This window comes from Marivita cryptomonadis, assembly GCF_002115725.1.
GTDB classification, from domain to species: domain Bacteria; phylum Pseudomonadota; class Alphaproteobacteria; order Rhodobacterales; family Rhodobacteraceae; genus Marivita; species Marivita cryptomonadis.
On record NZ_JFKD01000040.1, the window covers coordinates 1 to 16,346 of the forward strand.

A 16,346-nucleotide genomic window follows, 5' to 3' on the forward strand; every position below is an offset into this window, starting at 1 on the left:
GACCGGTTCCGCGACCCCAAGGACCCACTGAAGATCATCATCGTCACATCGAAGCTTCTGACCGGCTTCGACGCGCCGATCCTGCAGACGATGTACCTGGACAAGCCTCTGCGCGATCACACGCTGCTGCAGGCGATCTGCCGGACAAATCGCCCCTACGGCGAGCAGAAGACCCACGGTTTGATCGTGGATTACCTCGGGATCTTCGACGATGTCGCGCAGGCGCTGAAATTCGACGAGAAAGGCGTTCAGAAAGCCGTTTCCAACATTTCGGAACTGGCCGCAATGCTGCCCTCAGCCATCCAGAAGTGCCTGGAGTACTTCGCTGGCGTCGACCGAAGCCTGACCGGGTACGAGGGCCTGATCGCCGCGCAGGACTGCCTGCCCAATGACGAGCGGCGCGACGCCTTCGCATCCGACTTCAGTATCTTAAGTCGCATCTGGGAGGCACTTTCGCCTGATCCCATTCTGACACCGTACGAAAAGGATTATCGTTGGTTGGCTCAGGTTTACGAGTCTCTGAAGCCATCAACCGGCACCGGTCGACTTCTCTGGCATCGCCTTGGGGCAAAAACGATCGAGCTGATCCATGAGAACGTGCACGTCGATGCCGTGCGGGATGATCTCGACACCCTAGTGATGGACGCGGAGCTTCTTGAAGCGGTTCTGGGCAATCCCGACCCTGAGAAAAAGGCGAAGGAAATCTCCGTCAAGTTGACAGGCCGCCTTCGAAAGCACGCTGGCAATCCTCATTATAAGGCGCTGGCCGAGCGGCTCGAAGACCTGAAGAACCGGCATCAGCAAGGTTTGCTTGTCAGTATCGATTTCCTGAAGGAGCTGCTCAAGCTCGCCAAAGACGTCGTGAAGATGGAACGTGAGACGCCCGTCGAGGAAGACATCGACCGCGGCAAAGCTGCTCTCACCGAGCTCTTCGAGGATGCAAAGAATGGCGAAACGCCGATCATGGTCAAACGCGTCGTGGACGACATCGACGAGATCGTCCGTGCAGTGCGTTTCGATGGATGGCAGGCGACACATGCTGGCGAACGGGAGGTGAAGAAGGCGCTTCGACAAACCCTCTTCAAGTACAAGCTTCACCAGGACGCCGAGCTGTTCGAGCGGGCCTACGGCTATATTCGAGAGTACTATTAGAATTGAAAGAACAAACTGGAAAATGCGGCTCGTCGAGTCTTTTCGGAGATATGTGCAGGTCCCGCAAGGTAGTAGAATGACCTGATGCGCGTGCAACCTAAGCCGTTCATGTCAATACTTCTCAATCCGTTCGGGACTAATGCCCGAGGGCTTGAGCATCGCGATCTGCAACTTATCATCGACGCACGTTGCAGTCGAAAAGTGCACCTAAAGAATCTGGCAGCACCTCCTTACGTGGTAATCCCCCCCGATCTTAAGGGGATGCGGAAGTAGAATTTTCTCGGCAGGATGAACGAGGAGATTCCGATGAAGAAGACACGTTTCACAGAAGCCCAGATCATGGGTGTGCTGCGCCAGATGGAGGGCGGTGTGCCTGCCGCCGAGCTGTGCCGTGAGCATGGGATGAGCAGCGCCACTCTTTACAAGTGGCGAGCGAAGTATGGCGGCATGGATGCGAGCCTCATCAGTGAGATGAAGGCGATGGCCGAAGAGAACCGGCGCCTGAAGCGCATGTACGCCGACGTCAGCATGCAAAATGACCTTCTCAAGGAGGCTCTGGGAAAAAAGTGACAGGGCCAGCTCAGCGCCGAGAGTTGGCCGTGAAAGCGGTGGCGATGAAGGGCGTCAGCATCGCGCTGGCATGCCGTGCATTTGGTGTCAGCGAGACGTGCTACCGATATAGCCCAAAGCTGGACGACGAGAACGAGCAGATCGCCGATCTGCTCCTCGGGCTGACAAAGGCGAAGAAGACCTGGGGCTTCGGCCTCTGCTTTCTCTACCTGCGCAATGTCCAAGGCCATGGCTGGAATCACAAGCGGGTCTACCGGATCTACCGCGAGCTGGAGCTGAACCTTCGCATCAAGCCGCGCAAGCGTCTGAAGCGGGAAAAGCCGGACGAACTGGCCGTGCCTGAGGCCCCCAATGAGGTCTGGTCCATGGACTTTATGGCAGATCGCCTCGGGGACGGGCGCCAGTTTCGACTGCTGAACGTCCTGGACGACTTCAACCGTGAAGGGCTGGGCATCGAGGTCGACTTCTCATTGCCTGCAGAACGGGTGGTCAGGGCATTGAACCGGATCATCGAATGGCGTGGGCCCCCAGGGACAATTCGGGTCGACAACGGCCCCGAATATGTCAGTTCAACGCTGACGATCTGGGCCGAGAAGCAGGGCATCACCCTGACCTACATCCAGCCCGGCAAGCCCCAGCAAAACGCCTACGTTGAGCGCTACAACCGGACGGTTCGGCACGAATGGCTGGATTTGTACATTTTCGAAAGCATCGAGGAGGTGCAGCAGATTGCCACCGAGTGGCTCTGGTCCTACAACCATGAACGCCCAAACATGGGCAATGGCGGCATGACACCCGCCCAGAAACTGAGAATGGCTGCGTAAATTCTACGTCCAAGCCCCCGCAAAAATGGGGGGATTACCACGTGACCAAAGGGTTTCTGGGCACGACAGTTCGCATCGAAATGGACGATGGCAGCAGTGTGGCATTGAAAGGAGTCAACCACGCGCCTGCACAAGTCTTTTCCCAAGAAGTCCAAGAGGCTTGGAGCGCGTTCAATATTGCGCTTTTTGAGGAGAAGCGTTCCGAAATTGATGACATTCTGCGAGCGATAAATGAGCTTGGTCTGCCTACGAGGTATCCAGCAGCATGCGTATTGTCTCCCGTCCTCGATGCAGGGCGCAGGCTGGAAAAGACGCTATTCAATAAACTTCGTATCGAAGCAATCGGCGATGTTCATTTCGCGCAGATCCGATCGATCCGTAAGTTCATTAACGCGCCAGGGCCGCAGCGAGATCAGGCTATCGAGCTCTTCGAAAGGGAGGAAGTCCTGCGTTGGCAGGAGTTCTTCGACACATTCGAGAAGAACCCGCTTACACCTGAGCAGAGGCTTTCCATCGTTGCCGATGAAGACGCGACGCTCGTCCTTGCCGGGGCTGGCTCAGGGAAGACAAGCGTTATCACGGCCAAGGCAGCCTATCTGCTGAAAGCAGGTATACGGAAGCCCGAAGAAATCCTGTTACTGGCTTTCGCTAGAGATGCTGCGAAGGAGATGTCGGAGCGTATTGAGTTGCGCTGTGGTCAGCCGTTGGAAGCGCGAACCTTCCACGCACTGGCATACGACATTATTGGCACTGTCGAAGCTAACAAGCCTGCGCTTGCCGCACACGCGACCGATGACAAAGCGTTTCTGACGCTTCTCAAGGAAATCCTGCGGGCGCTTGTACAGACGCGATCCGACGTATCAAAATCCATTATTGGCTGGTTCTCGTATGCCCGGCTCGACGAGAAAAGCGAGTGGGATTTTAATCAAAAGCACGAGTACTACACCTTCATCGAAAAGGCGGACCTGCGCACATTGCAGGGCGAGCAGGTAAAGAGCTTTGAGGAGCTGATGATCGCGAATTGGCTCTACGAAAACGGCGTCGAGTATGAGTACGAGCCTGACTACGAACACCACATCGTTGATACCGGTCGGCGCAATTACTGCCCAGATTTCCGCCTGAAGAACAGTGGCGTCTACATCGAACATTTTGGTATAAGGCGCAGGAAAATGGCCGACGGGTCGTACCAGTTTTCGACAGCACCTTTCGTCGACCGTGAAGAGTATCTGGCAGGAATGGCGTGGAAACGTGAAGTCCATGCAACCCATGAGACAACACTTATAGAAACATTCAGTCATGAGCGCGAAGACGGTCGTCTGCTTGAGGCGCTGGCAGAAAAAATTTCATCATTCGAATCACTCAAACCACGTTCTCGCGAGACACTGTTCGATCGTGTCGTCGAACTGAACCAGGTCGATAGCTTTGTTCAACTCCTCGGCACGTTTCTACGCCACTACAAAGGTGGTGGCTACAGTCTGGCGGACTGCGAGTCCAAGGGACAGAAATTGAAGCTTGGTCGTCGCGCGCACGCGTTCCTATCGATTTTCGAACCTGTTTATCGCGAGTATCAGAAGCGTCTTGGGAACCGCATCGACTTCGACGACATGATCCTTCGAGCGTCAGAATACGTTGAAAGCGGGCAGTACAGCAGCAGATACCGACACATATTGGTCGATGAGTTCCAAGACATTTCACGTAGCCGGGGACGCCTCGTTCGAGCCCTAAAGGCACAGCATCCTGACGCCCGCATCTTTGGTGTTGGGGATGATTGGCAGTCGATTTACCGTTTTGCGGGGTCGGACATCAATCTCATGCGCAACTTTGGTAATGAGTTTGGCGGCACTTTCGATGGCGAAACGGGTATTCATAGAACGATAGACTTGGGCAGAACCTTCCGTTCAGTCGACAAGATCGCCCACGCAGCCAGAAAATTCGTGCTCAGGAATCCCGCCCAGATTGCAAAAACGGTCATCCCGGCGGGAGAAGCCACCTACCCAGCGATAAGAGCTGTTTCAACATTCCGCCACGATGCTGATGAAAAACTAGTGAAGGTACTTCAATCCCTTTCGGAACTTGCTGACTTGGAGAGCAAGAGGGCAAGCGTCCTGTTGCTTGGCAGATATAAGTATGTCGCTCCAACCGGTTTGACCAAGCTGCGGCGGGATTTCCCCAATCTCGACCTGTCATTTCGGACCATCCACTCGTCCAAAGGATTGGAAGCGGATCATGTGGTTTTGTTGGATCTGTACAGAGGTCGCACCGGATTCCCCTCGGAAATTGTCGATGATCCACTCCTGAGCTTAGTCTCTCCGGAAACGGAGCCTTTTGAAAACGCTGAGGAGCGCCGAGTAATGTATGTGGCAATGACGCGCGCCCGACGCACCGTGACGCTGATCGGTTCCGCCTCCAAGCAGTCTGCATTTGTAAGCGAACTGATGGCTGACCCGGAGTACGAAATTGCTGGTGAAGATAAGGGCCAGCAACGCGATGAGAGCTGCGGCGAATGCGAAGGCCACCTTCTAGCCTTTCCGACAAAAGACGGTCGAACCTGGTACAGGTGCGAGCATGCGGAACTCTGTGGGCATTCTCTTCCCTCATGCTCGGAATGCGGCGTGGGTCTTCCTCAGCGCCACGATACCTCGGGCGAGGCTGTTTGCTCGTGTGGAACGACCTTTTGTGCCTGTCCCGAGTGTCAGGACGGCTGGCTTGTTGAACGTTCCAGCCGCTACGGCCCTTTCTTGGGCTGCGTGAGCTATCCAAAATGTAAGGGCAAGAAGCGCCTCTAGTGCTCTCAACATGAAAAGGGCCAGAGGGAGCAAAGTATGGGGAGTCGGTACAGCCATTTTGAGTAAACCGTGCACTGACTAATGCCAAACCGGAGCAGACACGTTGTTGGTGACTAGTTGGACCAAGGAATTCATGCGAGTCGGGCGGAATCCGGGCATTCGCTGCACGCGCGAACCGGCCCCTGTGCATCTCCGGAAGCCGACATAGCGACAGCTCCTATAGGCACCCCCTATGCTTCGGCGCAGTGTGACGCAACTCCGATCCCCTACTGCCTGTAACACGCCAGGCAGATTTTCGGATATTCGGAGCAACGCGGCCAGATTCTCCCAGACCCATCTGGCCGTTCACTCCGGATGAATGTCGCGCGGCGTGCACCCGGCGTCCAGCACGACTGCAACCCAGTTCACGTCGGCCGAAAGACTTTGCTCCGAAAGCCATGCCTCTTGCAGCCGGTAGGCCGGCAGCTCCTGTGCGGCCGGGCAATACCAGTGATGCGGAGCCAGTCTGTGATGGACGAGTTCGTGCAGTAACACGCTAACGTCGTCTGCGAGGCGCGGGTCCCACGGGCGCACCAAAAGGATCTCGGACCGGTCTGGATCATAAAGGCCCCGAAGGTGACCGCGTTGGAAGCTCGCAGCCGCTCCCTGCCGCGCCGCTGCTTGCCATTTGCTAACGACGCGTATGTGCGGGGCAGCGTCGCGGCTGGGCCAGTCTGTCGCAGCATCCAGCCAGACTTCGAGCGCAGAGACAAGCGCGGGCATGCCATCCGCCTGCTGCCACATCGGAGCCGATGTCTGGGTCGAAGTTTCGGCCCGTGGCAGCGTCGGGCAAAAGGCGATCAGGGCCGCGGCAACTGCCACGGCGAAACGGGAGCGGTGCATTGGTCCCTCCAGGACAAGATTTTGCGATTTCGTGTCCTGATGCTACGATGCTTCCGTAACGTCACCGAATGGTCACTTTTCAGGCTCGCGTGAGCTAAATTCAGGTAGAGATATGGGACGCAAACTTCCCCCCTTCGCCGCCGTCCGGGCCTTCGAGGGCACCGCCCGGCACATGTCGGTCAAGGCCGCGGCAGACGAGCTGTGCCTGACACCCTCGGCGGTCAGTCACCAGATCAAGGCGCTGGAACGCTTTCTCGACACAAAACTGTTCGAGCGTTCGGGAAACCGGATCTCGCTCACTCTAACGGGCGAGGCCTATGCCGGAAAACTGACCCATCTCCTCGATACGTTCCTCGAAGAGACCGTGGCCGTGCGCGAGGCACCCCGCACCCTGCGTGTTCTTTCTACCCCGGGCTTTGCGGCGCGCTGGCTGGTGCCTCGCCTACCGCGGCTGGAGTTTGCACGCGACATAAGGCTGAGGGTTTCGAACGGTGCGCCTTCGCTCGACTTCGCGACGAACGACGCGGACGTGGTGATCCAGTGGTCCGACAACCCGACGCCGGGCCTGTTTGTCGAGCCGCTGATGGCTTCTGCAAGGTATCCAGTAATCTCACCGGAATTATGTGCGCGCGAGAACGTGCGGCGCCCGGAGGACCTTCTGCGCCTCACGCTATTCTACGACGAGACAGACGATGCTTGGCCGCAATGGTTCACCGAGGCCGGCCTTTCTGGAGCCGACTTGCCGCCGGGGCCAACCTATCCCAACTGCGAGCTTTCGACGACGATGGTTGAGCAACATCAGGGCGTTTCGCTCGCCTATGATGCCATGGTCCGCGGCACGATCGCTTCGGGCCGGTTGCAACGCCTCTTCGACGTGAAGACGCTCCCCATGTCGATCTACGCGATCGCCTGCCCCGAGGAGCGCGCGGATGACGCGCGAATCGCCGCGTTCCGTCATTGGCTTCGTGCGGAGGCCGAGGCCGATGGGATAGTGCCAGAGCGTCTGTCGCACGCTGCGGAGTGAATGCGCCAGCAGCGATCCGTCCGCAGGCGCAAAGTCCACTGAGTAGTCACTGCAATGTCGGGATAGTGCGCACCTGGTCATACAACCTCCAAAAATGATGCACGCTGCACGAACGCTTGGTTCAGTGAAGCCGCACTGCGGCGCTGACGTCTACCGCGAAGGTCGGTTGAGGGCCGGTCGCGCACTACGCCAGACGATCGCGCATCTTGTTCATTGGCCCTCTCAGATTCTGTACTGCCAAGCCTATCGTTCGAGCAAAGGGAATCCTGGAAGGCGGGTCTGCGGGCCAAAGACGCCCCCCCTCAGCTGGATCAACGAGGGTGGCGGCGAAAGCGCTTCCGAGCACCGCAGAGGTGGGCACGCCCCGTCCAGAATAGCCGACAAGTCCCCAGAGACCGTCCGCCAGTTCAAAAATTGCGGGGCGTTGTTGTGCGGAAATCCCGACCGTTCCTGTCCAGTGATGGCTCCAAGTTGGACCGTTCAGCACTGGATAGAGCCGGTTCAGACGACGTTCGGCTTCGGCAAAGGTCGGAGTGCTGAAACGTCCGCGCCGAAGCTCGACCAGTCCTCCGGTGATGATCCGTCCCGCCGCATCGACGCGAAAGAACATAGGATCACGCTGCGTATCGCAAAAATTCACTCCCGAGGGCAAAACGTTCGCTCGCTGCGCCGTATTCAGCGGTTCACTGGCAATCGCATAGGAGGTCATGGGAACGATGCTTTTGCGCATCCGGTCGGGTATTGCCGCCGAGCTGTAGGCATTTGTGGTCAGGCCGACTTTGCGCGCGGTTATCGTGCCGCTGGGCGTCGCAATATCCCAAAGGCCGCCAACAGTACGCGTGAGACCCACGAGTGGTGTTTCGGTGTGAATTTGCGCACCCGCCTCTAGTGCGGCCCGTGCCAGCCCGCGCACATAGGCCAGCGGATTGAGGTGGCCCCCGTCGCGATGGAGCCAGCCGCCTAGAAAACCGGAACTGCCGCTAAGCGCCGTGACGTCTTCGGGGCCGAGGAATGCACCAGATTTGCCGATGGCTGTGTATTTCGCATGCAAAGCTTTGGCCCGCGCCAACCCGGCGGGGTCTTTGGCGGCTTGCAACCAGCCTTTTTGCACTGGCTCGCAGTTGATACGAAGCTCGGCGATCTGGTCAAAGACCCGCCGACCGGCATCGCGCAACAGGGCAAAGCCCTCAGGCGGCAGGTCGTTTTGATCCAGATAACCAAAGACGGGAATGCATTGCCCGTGGTTGCGCCCCGATCCACCCTGTCCGATCTGACCTGCCTCGATCAGAGCCACACAAACGCCGCGCCGAGCGAGATCCAGCGCGGCAATTGTCCCGCTGAACCCGGCGCCAACCAAGGCGACATCCACAATCAGGTTGCCGTCGAGCGGTTGCGTCTTCGGCGCCACGGGGGCGCTGAGGGCGTAGGGCGGTTCGGTTGCGACAGGGGTGTGGCTCATCTGCGCAATTCCACTGTGGCAAGGCTGGCAAGGGCATCGCCCAGTCGGGCAGTCCAGTCTGCCTGACCTTTCGGCGTCCCCAGCAAATCGTTGCTGACCTCGAATCCGCAGGCACGGTACCCGCTGCCCCAGGTGTGGCGGTCAAGTGTATATACGCCATTGCGACCGGTGTATGGCTTGTTGTCGCCAAGTGCGAGACCGCCCCCTGACTCCAGTGCGCCCAGCAGGGCATGTGCCAGAATCGGAGATTCGTTCCAAATTGTGCCGCCATCCCAAGGACGGCGCTGGCCATCGAAATGCCGAGTGCAGCTGTGCAGCGCAAGGAAGTACGGGTCGGCGTGACGGGTCCTAATACGGTTCCAGAGCCCGGTGACCGCGGCGTGATATGGCCAGAAGATCTGATCCTGCCGGGCCTTACGTCCCGCATCGCTGAGCGATTGGTTCCCAGGGATCAACTGGCCTTCGACATGGGTGGCAATAGAGCGCGGATCGTCGAGCCACCGGTTGAGGTCGATCACCAGCCGACTGACCGTGCCCAGAATGACCGGGGCATCCAGCCGGTCTGCCAGCGCATGGGCAAGCGATGCGATGCCGAGATCGCAGAAGTGGTGGGTGTCGCGCAAATGTTCTGAAAGTCCCAGTGGGCCAAATCCCAGAGGTGTGGACGTGCCGGCATGGTCAACCACGATCAGCCCTGGGAAGCGGCCCTCAGGATTCAGGATCAGGGGGAGTTCACTCATTGTCCACAGCTTCATCGGTCTGATCGCCGCCGTTGCGCAGCGCTTCCAACCGCGCCAACCGCTCCCGAGCCCGGTCGCGGTCCAGTTCGACAACGGCGGCGATAAGCGCTTCCACCTGCGCGGTCGGCACGACGCGCGATCCAAAGGGCGAGGCAGAGTCGTCCGGAGCTGTCAGAACCGCGTCTGCCAGTGTTGCCACGGGAGAGCGCCAGACATCAGTGAGCAGCACGATCCGGGCGCCTGCAACCCTTGCGCCCTCGGCAAAATGAAAAAGCTCAGGCTGGTAGCGTCGGTAGTCGAAAAGGACAATCACGTCGCGTGGCCCAAGGTCGATCAGCGGATCATAGGCAAACCCAAGCGGCTGGTCCAAGAGCGAAACATTGGATCGCACCTGCCCCAGTTGCAATGCGAGCCGCTGGGCGAGGTTGCGGCTGTAGCGCCCGCCAAGCGCCTTGATCGCGCGTTTCGGATCGGCCAGAAGATCCGCGATTGCGTCGAATTCTGCGGGTACGACCCGGTCGGCCATCAGACGGAAGCTTTCTGCCTGCAACAGCAGAACCCGACGGTACAGATGCTCTTTCCTTGGGTCTTGTCCGGCAGCAGTTTCAATCTGCATCAGGGGCGAGCCGAGCTGGCGGTTGACGTCCAACATGACGGCGTTTTGGAAATCCGCAAACCGCGGAAACCCAAGCTTGGTCAGGTAGCGCAGCACGGTTGGTCCGCTGACACCAGCGCGGGTGGCCAACGCTTCGACCGTCCCAAGCGCGCTGGTCGGATAGTTTTCGGCAAAGGCAGATGCCAGTTTGCGTTCTGCGACAGAGGTCGCCGAATTGCGCAGCAGCGCAGCGAGATTTTCGGGATTGTCCATAGCGCCAGCAATAATCCGACATGTATTTTTTGATAGATATTGACTGAATCAATAAATCTGCGCAACATTTATTACATAAATTCCGGCAAGCGATGCCCGATCGCCAAAGCCAGAGCCCATGAAGCCCGACGCACATGTGCTCGGACAAACAGCCAACAGGAGAGTCCACTCATGAAGAGATTTGTTTTGATGGCCGGAACGGCATTGACGCTGCTTCCGATGGCTGCCAGCGCCGAGCGTGGCAGTGACGGCGACCTGAACATCCTCTACTGGCAGGCGGCATCGACGATGAACCCCTATCTGTCAGGCATCGCCAAAGAGGTCGAAGCAGCATCGCTGGTGCTTGAACCGCTGGCACGGTTCGACGAAACTGGCGCGCTTGTTCCGATCCTGGCCGAAGACATCCCCACAGTCGAGAACGGTGGGGTCGGCCCGGACCTGACGACGATTACCTGGAAGCTGCGCGACGGCCTGCTCTGGTCCGACGGCAGCCCGGTTACGGCGCAGGATGCGGTCTTTACCTGGAAATACTGCACGGACGACGCCAGCGGATGCGCGGCCCTGTCGCAATTCGACGGAGTCGCAGATGTGGTGGCGCTGGACGGTCGCACCATCGAGGTGCAGTTCTCTGAGCCGAAACCCTATCCCTACAGCGCCTTTGTCAGCTCAGAAGCGCCCCTGCTGCAGGCGACCCAGTTCGCCGACTGCACAGGCGCGCGGGTGGCGCAATGCACCGAGCAGAACACCCATCCCATCGGCACCGGTCCCTATGTGGTCGAAGATTTCCGCGCCAATGACGTGATCACCTATGTCATGAACCCGAACTACCGCGAAGCCGACAAACCAGCCTTTGCCACCGTGACCATCAAGGGCGGCGGAGATCCGGCCTCGGCGGCGCGCGCTGTCTTGCAGACCGGCGAGGTGGATTATGCCTGGAACCTGCAATTGTCCCCGGACGTTTTGGCCCAGATGGCGGGGGGGCCGGGCGAACCCATCACCGGCGATGGTCCTGCGGTGGAGTTCCTGTTTCTGAACCAAACTGATCCCGATCCCGCGCTTGGCGAGACCCGCTCGACCTTGGCGGCCGGCCCCCATCCATTTCTGAGCGATCCGCGTGTGGGCAAGGCGTTGTCGATGGCCATCGACCGCACGCTGATCGCCGAGGCGCTTTACGGAGATGCAGGTCAGCCCGGTTGTGCCGTTGTCCCTGCGCCGGATCTCTACAAGTCGGATGCCAATGACGGTTGCGTGGTGCAGGATCTTGACGGCGCAAAGGCGCTTTTGGATGAAGCAGGCTGGAGCGACAGCGACGGGGACGGGGTGCGCGACAAGGACGGCAAACCGTTGTCCATCCTTTTCCAGACCTCAACCAACGGCGTGCGTCAAGACAGTCAGGCGCTGATCAAGGATTGGTGGCAACAGATTGGTGTGGAAACCGAGCTGCGCAACATCGACGCCTCTGTTTTTTTCGGTGGCGACCCTGGTTCGCCAGACACCCGGCAGAAGTTCTATGCCGATGTGCAGATGTATACCGACAATTCCAAGGGCCAGGACCCCGAGGCGTTCCTGGGAAACTGGAGTTGCGCGAATATCCCGTCGCCTGAAACCCAGTGGCAAGGCAACAATATCCAGCGCTTTTGCTCCGACGATTACGAGACCTTGATCAAGGAGTTCCGTACCGCAGCGTCGCTTGAAGAGCGCGGCGAGATTGCACGGGCAATGAATGACCTGTTGGTGCAATCCTATTCTATCGTCCCATTGATTCACCGACGCATCATTTCCGGCAAGGCCAAGACGCTAGCTGGTGTGCGGATGAATAGCTGGGATAGCCAAATCTGGAACATCGCAGATTGGTACCGGGCGGAATAATCGGCCAATTCGTACAAACTCACCATCGTTCGAGGTTTCCGTTTGCCCCGATAGACCTACCCCAGGTATTCAGGATGGTTCTGCCAAACGCGGTGTGGCAGTTGATGGTCGGCATTAGCGTCCCGGTCGGCGATGTTATTGTCGCACCTGAGCGTGCCGCAGGTGCAGTCTATTGCCGGGAAGGTGATTGCGCCGCCTTCCATCTTTGAGAAAAGGGTGGGTTCCCGGCACAAAAATCATAACTGTCTGGCGGGGCCTTGGGAGCGATGATTAGTGCGAGCTTATGGCCGACCGTACCCTGCTCGGCGCACATCCAGTTGTTCAGGTCTTCCACCAGCCAAAGGACCAGACGTTGCCAGGCCTCGAACCTGGATACGGCATCCATGCTGTTGATCTGGCACTCGATGTCGATGATCACGTCGATCTTCGACACGGCTTTCCGTCCGGAAACGGCGCGCCCCAAGCCGCTCCGCCGCCTCCAGCATGGCCATCGCGCCGATTGCGTGGGCGATACCTTGGCCTTGGCGGTCCGGCGCGGTGGCGAGCTGGCCCCATTGCACCATGTCCGCCATAGAATAACCCGGATGCCGACTTCGTACGGCTCCCGCGGTCGCGACCGGCCTACCGTCTGCGTCCAAGGCGACCATACCGAAACCGGGTCGGCTGATGCCGCGCATGACCGGCCCAATCGGGGGTAGAACCCCTTGGGCCATGAAAACTTCGGCGAAGGCTTGGACCAGATGTACGGGTGAGTCTCCATCGATCACTTCGACCGTCAGGTCTTTGGGAAGGGACCGTTTTTCCAGCGCCTTCCGCGCTATGACGATTACCTCGCTGCCGCCGATGAAATGGCCTGTCACGTCGGTGCGGAGGCCTCGACGCTCCAGTTCGTCCCGAAAATCTCTGCTGATCGTCTTGGGGACCAGTTCGCAGGATCTGGCGCCGGTCAGCCGGGCGAGAGATTCGACAAAGTCGGCGGCCTCCGGGCCATGGTCGGCGACCGCGACTGCGCGACCGAGCGAACAAAAACGCGGGTCCCGGGACAGCAATCGGGCGAGATGTTCGCCCAGTATCTGCATGCGCTTCTGTTCCGGCGACCCGAAGGCTTCTTCCATGTGACACCCTCCCCGATCGCCAACGCGACGAATTGTTGGGAATTCGGTGGACATCGTCAATGGCGGCTTCGTCCGCTGACCGACGTTTTACCCGACAAAATGCTGCGCGATGCACGAACGGTAGGAATGCGAAAGCTGCGGCGCGGCATTTTGGTTTCTGATGAGTGACCGCATTGGGCCGATCATGCTCGATGGCAGCATCGCCACCGGAAGCTGGCAAGCTTTATTTCACAGCGTATAACGGACGCTCGGATCTTTGTTTCGAGGTCGGTGGAGCACGAAGCTCGCGTTAGGAGAGGGACCCCGAAATATTTTGGATTCCGTTCACCTCACCTCAATCTGCCTCAGTTCAGGTCTTGACGCTTTCATAGTTCGACACATCGCAGCTGTGGTTCGGTAAAGGCCAAATCCTACCCTCGCAACCAATATTCTGTTGATTAATTTTGCTCCGCATTTTGCTACACAAAGCAAAATTCTCTCCTCCGCAAGATATTGATAAATAACAAAAAAAATTAAACGTGAAAAGTGAATGGCGGACTTCCTGTCCGCCATTAATCCCCTCGGAACTATCAATTCTACGCTTGGGTTGGGCGACCTGCCCAGTATCAAAGGCCTCGCGCTCCGTCGCAGACTAAACGGTACTTGTGCGGCATGGGTACGTTCGGACATGGCATTTTGCTAGGTGCGGATCGGTATTTCGCGCAACGCGGCACAGTTCAACAGTTCAAAGTCCTGTGGCACCCCAGCGGCGTAGACGTAAACAAGGGCGCGTTCGTCCCGCCTATGGCTTTTCAGCTCACAGGCTTTTTCGTGGTGGGGCGATTTCGATGCTGGATTTGCGAATGCGTTGCGCAGGTTTGAAACCGATCAGCAGCAAACCACACAGCACGGTCCACCCTAGGATCAGCGTGACCGCCAATTCCAGCTGTGCCGCCGGCGACCATAAGGCCAGTTCGGCATGCTTCTGGATAAGAAACAGGACCAAACCCGCAGTCAAAACAAGGATGACGAGGGCGGAGTGTTTGGTTTGCCGTGCCGATGGCCGTGTCAGTAAGGACTGGATGTCTTCTCGCACGTGGATGGCGGCGTGTATCGGGCCGTGTACGCTTCCGTCTTCTTCAAAAACAAAGGATTGCAATCGACCTGCCGCGCCTTTGACCTGCAAGAGCGCCCCTGCCGGGACCGATCTGGCTTCTCCTGCGGATAAGGCGATCCAATTCGCGCCACTGTCGAATTCGTCTGTTCCCCCGACTTTGCTGTGACGACCGGAAATGCGTCCTTTGACCACCGGCTCTGCGGTCAATAGGGGATTGCGGTATTCGTCGCTCTGGGGTTTCATGGTGCGCAGGGGTCCAACTGATCTATTCAGCCAGTCTGGTCCAATTGTGCGAGTCTCACAAGGCTCCTGTTCGAGTTCCATTTGTCTTCATAAATAATCGGGGCTTTTCGGCCTCCAAATGAGTGTCGAGGGTTTCATGCGGTTTTCGCGTCTCGTGATTGGGGTTTTGGTTATTGTTGGTGCCTTGTGGGTGATTGTTTCGGAACAGATGGCTGGCGCCAGCGCAGACGCCGTGTTGAATGCGCAAATCGCTGAAGTGCGCACGCCAATTTCGGGGACTGTCCGCGATTCCGATATTGGGCTTGGTGCGATGGTGGCGACCGGGGTCGCCCTTGCGACGGTGATTGATCCGGTTCCGGATGACATGCGTCTGGAAGACCTGATCCTGCAGCGCGACCTTGCGCATATCCGTCGCAAGGCGATCGAGTCCCGCGAGGCGGCGTTGACCGACGAACTGGAGAGCCTTCGACAGCGCGCAGATCTCTATTCGAAGCTGTCGCGCGAAGAAGCGTCTGCACGTTTGGCTGAAGCCCGTGAGCGTCTGCGCCTGATGGCCGAAGCCGAGGTGGGCTACGATCCGATCGACCTGAGCCGTGCGCGGGAAGAGGCGGTTACCGTGCAGATCGATCTCGAAGGCATCGAGCAGGGGGTCTTTATCCGTGGTGGGTACAATGATGCCCCGCACGCAGAACAAAAGGCGTTGGAGATCACGTCCAGCCTTGGTGAGTTGTCGGTCGAGCGTGACGGCGTCATGTCTGAGATCGCCGCATTGACCCGCCGAATTGATACCGAGCGTGTTCGGGTCGGGCGTCAGGGCGCGGTTGCCTTGTCCTCTCCGGTCGATGGGATCGTATGGGAGCGTCTTGCGGTAAACGGTGCGCATGTCGTCCGCGGTGCGACCGTCATGCGGTTGGCCGATTGCAGGCATACCTTTGTCACCCTTTCTGTCACGCAGACCGTGTTCAACCGCCTGCATCCCGGGGCAACGGCGACGTTCCGGTTCGATGGCAGCGGTGAGGTGCTGACGGGCACCGTGGCGCGGCTTGCCGGAACATCTGCGGCCGGGTTCTACGGGTCGCTGGCCGTGGCGCCCAGCCAACGGCATATGGAACGCGCGGATGTCATGCTGACACTGCCAGAGCTTCAGAACTACCCGGAACTAAGATGTGCGATTGGTCGAACTGGTCGGGCCTTCTTTGAAGTCAGGCCGCTCGATTGGCTGCGCAACCTTTTGCAATAGGTCTTTGGAATGTTGTTTCTCGGCGATCTGCAATCCGCCGCCATGTTGGTTTTGCTTGTTTGGGCGGCCACACTGGCAGTGCGCGAATTGGCCGATCCCGACAATCCAGTGCATCGCGCATTGATCCTGAGCGTCAGCGCGGTTTTGGCGCTGCGGTATATGTACTGGCGGGTGACCGAAACCGTGGCGGCGCCGGGCTGGACGTTGGATGTCCTTGCCAGTTGGAGCTTTGTTGGCATTGAAATGCTGGCGATGGTCGGATCGCTCAGTTCCTTTGTCATGCTGTCCCGCCGTAAGAACCGCACTGCCGAGACAAACAGGCATTACCAATGGTGGCTCATGCCGGAATACGGGCCGCCGCATCTGCCCAAGGTCGCCATTCTGATTGCGACCTACAACGAAGACATTGACGTGCTCGAACGCACGATCATCGGCGCCAACTCACTGCAATACAAAGGCAAGACAGTCTATGTGCTTC

General features: G+C 58.4%; 12 protein-coding genes and 1 pseudogene. 7 read left to right on the top strand and 6 right to left on the bottom strand.

All coding sequences use genetic code 11. The features are described from left to right. From MCRY_RS21475 to MCRY_RS21485, 3 genes are all read left to right on the top strand, one after another. The coding region (locus MCRY_RS21475) for a type I restriction enzyme subunit R domain-containing protein (protein ID WP_139834153.1) at positions 1-1,152 on the top strand (1,152 nt) is incomplete at its 5' end. A gap of 306 nt (positions 1,153-1,458) precedes the next feature. After that, positions 1,459-2,546 (top strand): IS3 family transposase gene (locus tag MCRY_RS21480; protein WP_139834154.1). Its coding sequence is split into 2 segments (ribosomal slippage): positions 1,459-1,708 and positions 1,708-2,546, totalling 1,089 coding nucleotides; the frame shifts between segments, so codons are not numbered across the junction. Positions 2,547-2,587: 41 nt separating this feature from the next. Beyond that, positions 2,588-5,332 carry a UvrD-helicase domain-containing protein gene (locus MCRY_RS21485; protein WP_342351699.1) on the top strand — a complete coding sequence of 915 codons (2,745 nt, stop codon included), beginning with the start codon at positions 2,588-2,590 and terminating at the stop codon, positions 5,330-5,332. Positions 5,333-5,677: 345 nt separating this feature from the next. On the opposite strand, the gene MCRY_RS21490 is transcribed toward MCRY_RS21485, so the two are convergent. Next, positions 5,678-6,214 carry a DUF6647 family protein gene (locus MCRY_RS21490; RefSeq protein WP_085633710.1) on the bottom strand — a complete coding sequence of 179 codons (537 nt, stop codon included), beginning with the start codon at positions 6,212-6,214 and terminating at the stop codon, positions 5,678-5,680. A gap of 112 nt (positions 6,215-6,326) precedes the next feature. Here MCRY_RS21490 and MCRY_RS21495 point away from each other — a divergent pair, with 112 nt between their 5' ends. Next, positions 6,327-7,238 (top strand): LysR substrate-binding domain-containing protein, encoded by a 912-nt coding sequence (locus MCRY_RS21495; protein ID WP_085633712.1) that lies wholly within the window; start codon positions 6,327-6,329, stop codon positions 7,236-7,238. 184 nt (positions 7,239-7,422) lie between these two features. Here MCRY_RS21495 and MCRY_RS21500 read toward each other — a convergent pair whose 3' ends face one another. The 3 genes from MCRY_RS21500 to MCRY_RS21510 are packed head-to-tail and all read right to left on the bottom strand — an operon-like array spanning position 7,423 to position 10,305. Continuing rightward, a complete protein-coding gene (locus tag MCRY_RS21500; protein ID WP_085633714.1) occupies positions 7,423-8,697 on the bottom strand; it encodes an NAD(P)/FAD-dependent oxidoreductase in 1,275 nt (424 codons plus the stop codon). Then, positions 8,694-9,437, bottom strand: coding sequence for an N-formylglutamate amidohydrolase (locus MCRY_RS21505; RefSeq protein WP_085633715.1), 744 nt, complete (start codon positions 9,435-9,437; stop codon positions 8,694-8,696). The genes MCRY_RS21500 and MCRY_RS21505 overlap by 4 nt, the downstream gene beginning before the upstream one ends. After that, complete coding sequence (locus tag MCRY_RS21510) at positions 9,430-10,305, bottom strand: MurR/RpiR family transcriptional regulator (protein WP_085633717.1); 876 nt, start codon at positions 10,303-10,305, stop codon at positions 9,430-9,432. Before MCRY_RS21510 ends, MCRY_RS21505 begins: the two co-directional genes overlap by 8 nt. A gap of 171 nt (positions 10,306-10,476) precedes the next feature. Between MCRY_RS21510 and MCRY_RS21515 the strand changes: the two genes are divergently transcribed. Continuing rightward, positions 10,477-12,174 (top strand): peptide ABC transporter substrate-binding protein, encoded by a 1,698-nt coding sequence (locus MCRY_RS21515; RefSeq protein ID WP_085633719.1) that lies wholly within the window; start codon positions 10,477-10,479, stop codon positions 12,172-12,174. A 281-nt stretch (positions 12,175-12,455) separates the two neighbouring features. Here MCRY_RS21515 and MCRY_RS21520 read toward each other — a convergent pair whose 3' ends face one another. Continuing rightward, positions 12,456-13,289, bottom strand: a complete 834-nt coding sequence (locus MCRY_RS21520) for a GNAT family N-acetyltransferase (protein WP_085633721.1) — start codon at positions 13,287-13,289, stop codon at positions 12,456-12,458. 796 nt (positions 13,290-14,085) lie between these two features. Continuing rightward, entirely contained in the window at positions 14,086-14,628 is a 543-nt protein-coding gene (locus tag MCRY_RS21525) for a hypothetical protein (RefSeq protein ID WP_085633723.1), read from the bottom strand. 136 nt (positions 14,629-14,764) lie between these two features. Between MCRY_RS21525 and MCRY_RS21530 the strand changes: the two genes are divergently transcribed. Next, positions 14,765-15,868 carry an HlyD family secretion protein gene (locus MCRY_RS21530; RefSeq protein ID WP_176234550.1) on the top strand — a complete coding sequence of 368 codons (1,104 nt, stop codon included), beginning with the start codon at positions 14,765-14,767 and terminating at the stop codon, positions 15,866-15,868. Positions 15,869-15,877: 9 nt separating this feature from the next. Next, positions 15,878-16,346: pseudogene (locus MCRY_RS21535) on the top strand (Curdlan synthase); the annotation flags it as partial.